Annotated in this window: 9 protein-coding genes; 5 read left to right on the top strand and 4 right to left on the bottom strand. The window is 72.5% G+C overall.

The features are described from left to right. The 3 genes from FNH04_RS40725 to rpmG all read right to left on the bottom strand — a co-directional run. On the bottom strand, nucleotides 1–656 hold a 656-nt coding region (locus FNH04_RS40725), incomplete at its 3' end, for a GTP-binding protein (RefSeq protein ID WP_322725312.1). A gap of 23 nt (nucleotides 657–679) precedes the next feature. Further along, nucleotides 680–928 (bottom strand): type B 50S ribosomal protein L31, encoded by a 249-nt coding sequence (locus FNH04_RS40720; RefSeq protein WP_152791222.1) that lies wholly within the window; start codon nucleotides 926–928, stop codon nucleotides 680–682. Between the two features lie 8 nt (nucleotides 929–936). Beyond that, on the bottom strand, nucleotides 937–1,101 hold the full coding sequence (gene rpmG, locus FNH04_RS40715; protein ID WP_055610751.1) for a 50S ribosomal protein L33: 165 nt from the start codon (nucleotides 1,099–1,101) through the stop codon (nucleotides 937–939). A 62-nt stretch (nucleotides 1,102–1,163) separates the two neighbouring features. On the opposite strand from rpmG, the gene rpmB reads away from it, so the two are divergent. The 4 genes from rpmB to FNH04_RS40695 all read left to right on the top strand — a co-directional run bounded on the left by rpmB (nucleotide 1,164) and on the right by FNH04_RS40695 (nucleotide 3,032). After that, nucleotides 1,164–1,400 carry a 50S ribosomal protein L28 gene (rpmB, locus tag FNH04_RS40710; RefSeq protein ID WP_152791221.1) on the top strand — a complete coding sequence of 79 codons (237 nt, stop codon included), beginning with the start codon at nucleotides 1,164–1,166 and terminating at the stop codon, nucleotides 1,398–1,400. Nucleotides 1,401–1,410: 10 nt separating this feature from the next. Continuing rightward, a complete protein-coding gene (gene rpsN / locus FNH04_RS40705; protein WP_152791220.1) occupies nucleotides 1,411–1,716 on the top strand; it encodes a 30S ribosomal protein S14 in 306 nt (101 codons plus the stop codon). Nucleotides 1,717–1,828: 112 nt separating this feature from the next. Then, entirely contained in the window at nucleotides 1,829–2,344 is a 516-nt protein-coding gene (locus FNH04_RS40700) for a hypothetical protein (protein WP_322725310.1), read from the top strand. Between the two features lie 139 nt (nucleotides 2,345–2,483). Next, entirely contained in the window at nucleotides 2,484–3,032 is a 549-nt protein-coding gene (locus FNH04_RS40695) for a DUF4232 domain-containing protein (protein WP_152791219.1), read from the top strand. A 119-nt stretch (nucleotides 3,033–3,151) separates the two neighbouring features. Here the strand turns inward: FNH04_RS40695 and FNH04_RS40690 are convergent, their stop codons facing one another. Then, the gene (locus FNH04_RS40690; protein ID WP_322725308.1) at nucleotides 3,152–4,354 is read right to left on the bottom strand and encodes a DUF2786 domain-containing protein; all 1,203 of its coding nucleotides are present in this window, start codon (nucleotides 4,352–4,354) and stop codon (nucleotides 3,152–3,154) included. A gap of 104 nt (nucleotides 4,355–4,458) precedes the next feature. Here FNH04_RS40690 and FNH04_RS40685 point away from each other — a divergent pair. Continuing rightward, nucleotides 4,459–5,231, top strand: a 773-nt coding sequence (locus tag FNH04_RS40685; protein WP_152791217.1) for an ABC transporter ATP-binding protein, incomplete at its 3' end; no start/stop codon positions are given.

Genomic DNA, 5,231 nt, shown 5'->3' with positions numbered 1-5,231 from the left:
GCGTTGTCGGGTGCGGGGACGTTGGGGGTGGGCGCGCAGTTTCCCGTGCCCCTTTCGGGGGCGCGGTCGATCGGGACGCGGTGGGCCGTTGGGTGGAGTTGGGACAGGAGGGAGTGGTCCTCGTCGTCGGCCTCCGGGGAGTCGGCGACGGCCAGGACCGGGGCGTACTCCAGTTGGCGGGCGAACGTGTCGGCGACCGTGCGCTGGTCGGTGGACGCGGCCGCGAGGCCGCGCTCGGCGAGGTCGTCGCCGTTGGCGAGGTACGGCAGCACCAGCGCCGGGTCGATCGCGGTGATCACCGCGGTGACCGTCAGCCCGCTCGCCGCCACCACCTCCGCCATCGCCTTGGGCTCGCCCGAGTCCCACAGCTCGACGATCGCGAGCCGGGTGAGCCCGGCAGCGGCACCTTCGGCGAGTCGCTGCAGCTCGGGGACCAGGTCCTCGCGGAGCGCACAGCACGCACAGTCGTTGACCAGCGGGGTCCGCCCCCTGGCCAGTACCCCGGTGCGGTCCCGGACCGTCCGCAGGACCGTGCCCTCGGCGGCGGTCGACAGGTCGTGGTGGAGCGCCACGCTGTGCGGGACCTCGGCCAGCAGACGCCGGACAGCGGCCTTGCGGGCGTCGGCGTGCAGGCCGCCGACGATCGCGACGGACATCGCGTCAGAGAACTCGCCCACGGTCAGCCCCGCTTCCCGAACCGCTTCTCGAACTTCTCCACGCGCCCCGCCGTGTCCAGCACACGGGCGGTACCTGTGTAGAAGGGGTGACTGACGTTCGAGATCTCGACGTCGACCACCGGGTACGTGTTGCCGTCCTCCCACTCGACCGTCTTGTCGCTCGTCATGGTCGAGCGGGTGAGGAACGCGTGGTTCGCGGCACGGTCGCGGAAGACGACGGGCCCGTACGACGGGTGGATTCCCTCGCGCATGGCGGTTCTCAGCGCTCCTCTCGGAAGTCGACGTGACGGCCGGCGACCGGGTCGTACTTGCGCAGCGTCATACGGTCCGGGTCGTTCCGGCGGTTCTTGCGGGTGACGTACGTGTAGCCGGTGCCGGCCGTCGACCGGAGCTTGACGACCGGGCGGAGTTCGTTGCGTGCCATGCTGCTATCTTACTGAAAATGAATTCCATTTACACAACGCGATCGAGAGAGGTGCGTCACCCTTGTCCGCCCACTGCATGCTGACCGGCGCCCGACCCGGCTTCGGCAACCGCATCTCGCACTCCCACCGGCGTACGTCCCGCCGCTTCGACCCGAACATCCAGTCCAAGCGCTACTGGCTGCCGAGCGAGGGCCGGTACGTACGGCTGCGGCTGAGCGCGAAGGGGATCAAGACCGTCGACGCGATCGGCGTCGAGGCGGCCGTGGCCCGGATCCGTGCCCGCGGAGTGAAGGTCTGAGGAGGACGGCATGGCCAAGAAGAGCAAGATCGCCAAGAACGAGAAGCGGCGGGAGATCGTCGCCCGGTACGCGGCCCGCCGGGCCGAGCTGAAGGAGATCATCCGCAGCCCGTCCTCGACGGATGCCGAACGGATCGCCGCCCAGCGGGAGTTGCGCCGTCAGCCGCGGGACGCGAGCGCCACCCGGGTCCGCAACCGGGACCAGGTGGACGGCAGGCCGCGCGGTTACCTCCGGGCCTTCGGGCTGTCCCGGGTGAGCCTGCGGGAACAGGCGCACGCGGGGTTCCTGCCGGGGGTGCGCAAGGCGTCCTGGTGAGAGGCCGGGGCGCGCGGAGCCTCCGTACGCCGTACGGGCGCCGGGAAGTCGCCTGGTAGCTTGCGGCTGTCGTTGCGACGACACCACAGGCCACATCCCTTGGGAGACTCCAGTGAACACGGCGACTTCGGCGACCACGCCCACCTTCCCGCGTCAGCGGGTGCGTATCGCTGCGGCGGCGGCCGGACTGGCGGCCGCGCTCGTGCTGACCGCGTGCAGCGGGGGCGACGACTCCGCGGACACGGAGTCGTCGTCCCCGAGCACCACCGCGACGGCGGACACGGGCGGTGGCTCCGGGGCCTCGGGCGCCCCGAGCAAGCTGGCGGGCAGCTGGCTGGCCACGACGAAGGGCAAGGCCGTCGCGCTGATCGTCAACGGTGAGGAGGCCGCGGTCTTCACGACCGGCGGATCGATGTGCGAGGGCACCGCCAAGGAGGAGGCGGGCATGCAGATGATCCGCCTCACGTGCACGGACGGCAGCAAGGACCGCACCGAGGGCATGGTCGACTCCGTGAACTCCAAGTCCCTCACGGTGACCTGGGAGGGCGGTGTCGGCCAGGAGAAGTTCCAGAAGGCCGAGGGCGGCAAGCTGCCGTCGGGGCTGCCGTCCGCGACCGCGGGTTCCTGAGGCGGAGCACCCCAGCCCCCAGCCCGCAGCCCGCAGCCCGCAGCCCGCAGCCCGCAGCCCGAACGTGTCACCGCGGCAGCCCACGGCACGACCGCGCCACCGTACGACCGAACCACCGTCACGAATTCCGGGGAACCCCATGCGCACCACGCCTGCCGCCGTCGCCGGCACCGTCACCGCCGCCTTTGTCGCAGCCCTCACGCTGACCGCGTGCAGCGGCGGTGAGAGCGACGGCAGCGACGCCAAGAGCCCCGCGGACGACAAGCCCGCCGCATGCGAGGCCGGGAAGTTCGCGATCGACTTCGGTCCCGGCAACCCCGCCCCGGCCGTCGGCGACACCGGCAACATCCCGGTGACCCTGACCAACAACGGCACCGCCTGCGTCCTCCGGGGAGTCCCCGCCACCAAGGTGTTCGCCGGCTCCACCTCCTGGGCCGTCGGCGCGGAGGAGTCATCACAAGCGCAGAAGCTGACCCTTGCCGAGGGCGCGGCGGCGACGTTCACGATCACGTACGTCCGAGGGGCCGCGGGCGATCCCGCGAAGGGCGCCGAGGTGGACACGGTGAAGTTCACGCTGCCCGGCGACAGCGCCGAGCAGAGCTACGAGTGGCCCGACGCCGAGATCGCCGTGAAGTCCGAGAAGGAGCTGGACATCACGGTGAGCCCGATCCTGCCCTCGGGCGACTGAGGCACCGGTTCGACGGGTTACCGGCTCGACCGGGTCACCGGCTCGACCGGGTCACCGGCTCGACCGGGTCACCGGCTCGACCGGGTCACCGGCTCGACCGGGTCACCGGCTCGACCGGGTCACCGTTCCAGCGGGGGCCGGGCGGTGACCTGCGCCTGGTCCGCCGCCGCGGCGCCCTGCTGCCATCCGGCCGCGTCGCTCACCCCGCGCACGCGGGTGGTGACGGTCTCCGGGAACAGGCGCGTGACCTGCTCGCGCACGGCCACGTCACGGGCGGCGAGGACAGGCAGCAACTCCCCCTCCGACGCTGCCGCCCCGGCCGCCGCCTGCTGCCTCTGCTCCTCGGCGACCGTCGCCAGCCGGTCGCCGATGCGGTGCGCGTACGCGGCGAGGAACGACTGCCGGAACGTCTTCGTACGCTTGCGGCCGCCCGCCCGCTGTGCCGCCTCCGCCCTGGTCATCGCGGCGGTCGCCTGGACGAGGAGCGAGGTGTAGAGGAGTTCGACCGCCTCCAGGTCGGGTTCGAAGCCGACGACCGTGGAGAAACCGAGGGCCTCGTTCCAGACCGCCTGGCAGCGGTTGGCGCCGGCGACCGCGTCGAGGAGCACCGCCTTGGCCGTCTCGTACGGCGGATCGACACCGATCCGGCAGGCACCGGGGGTGTTCGCGTCGGGCGACCGGGCCGCGAGGAGCGCCTCGTCGATGCTGTACCGCGCCATCAGCTCCTGCGCCTTCGCGCTGAGCGCCTCCGCCTCCTCCGGGAACCCGGTGGCCTCCGCCTTGGCCAGGAGACCGCGGATGCGGGAGAGCACGCGGGTCTCGCCGTCCGCGCGGGGGCGGGCCGCGGGCTTCCCGGGTGCGCCGGATGTCCTGGGTGCCCTCGGCGTCCCGGGCGCGTCGGTGTCGAGCGGCTCTATGGCGGGGAGGCGGAGGAGCAGACGGTACAGCTCCAGTACGGCGGTGGTGTACGAGAAGCGGTCGGTGCGTGGGGGTTCGGGGGCGCCCAGGGCCCGGAGGGAGTCCAGCTGCGCCGCCCAGCGGGGGGTCGGGGGCTGCCGGTTCTCGTCGAGGATGAGGCGCCCGACGAGTCGTACGTGCACGTCGTCCAGCTCGCGCCGCACGATCCGTACGACGTCGGCGGGCTGCCAGCCGCGCCGCCAGGCCGACGCCACGAACTCACCTCCGCGCCGGGCGAGTTCGGCGTCGGCCGAGGGATCGGCGGCGAGCAGCGAGGCGCCCGCGTCAAGGGCCGCGTCGCTGTCGGCGTAGAGGGAGGCCTCGAAGGCGCGGTCCACCGTGCGGGTCGTACCGGTCGTACTCACCCGTCGATCGTGCCACGAGGTGTCTGTGGGGTAGGGCCGGCCATACCCCACAGACGCCAGCCAGTGGTCGTGTGCGGGAAGCGCGGGGGCGGTTCGCTTGGTGCATGACCACGACCACGACCACGACCACGGCCTCGACCACGGCCACGACCACGACCACGAGCGACGTATCGGCAGCCGTACGTATCAGATCCCTCCGCCGCTGTTACGGCGATGTGCTCGCCCTGGACGGTGTCGATCTCGACTTCGCCACCGGGACCTTCACGGCCGTGATGGGGCCGTCGGGGTCTGGGAAGTCGACCCTGCTCCAGTGCGCGGCCGGGCTCGACCGGCCGACCTCCGGGACGGTGACCGTGGACGGGGTCGAGCTGGCCGGACTGAGCGAGCGGCGGCTGACGCTGCTGCGCCGGCAGCGGATCGGGTTCGTCTTCCAGTCCTTCAACCTGCTTCCGTCCCTGACCGCCGCGCAGAACGTGGCCCTGCCGCTGCGTCTGGCCGGACGGCGCCCCTCACGCGCGGGTGTGCGCCAGGCGCTGGCCCGGGTCGGGCTGGCCGAGCGGGCCGGGCACCGGCCGGGGCAGCTGTCGGGCGGGCAGCAGCAACGGGTGGCGCTGGCACGGGCGTTGATCACGCGTCCCGCGGTGCTGTTCGGGGACGAGCCGACGGGCGCGCTGGACACGACGACCAGCCGCGAGGTGCTGGCCCTGCTGCGGGAGATGGTGGACCGGGACGGCCGGACGACGGTCATGGTGACCCACGACCCGGTGGCGGCCTCGTACGCGGACCGGGTGCTGTTCCTGGTCGACGGGCGCGTGCACGGGGAACTGGCCGGGGCGTCGGCGGAGCGGGTGGCCGCGTACATGGCAGGGCTGGAGAG

Source organism: Streptomyces phyllanthi (assembly GCF_009377205.1).
Classification (GTDB): domain Bacteria; phylum Actinomycetota; class Actinomycetes; order Streptomycetales; family Streptomycetaceae; genus Streptomyces; species Streptomyces phyllanthi.
This window is presented reverse-complemented; position numbering and strand designations above follow the sequence as displayed.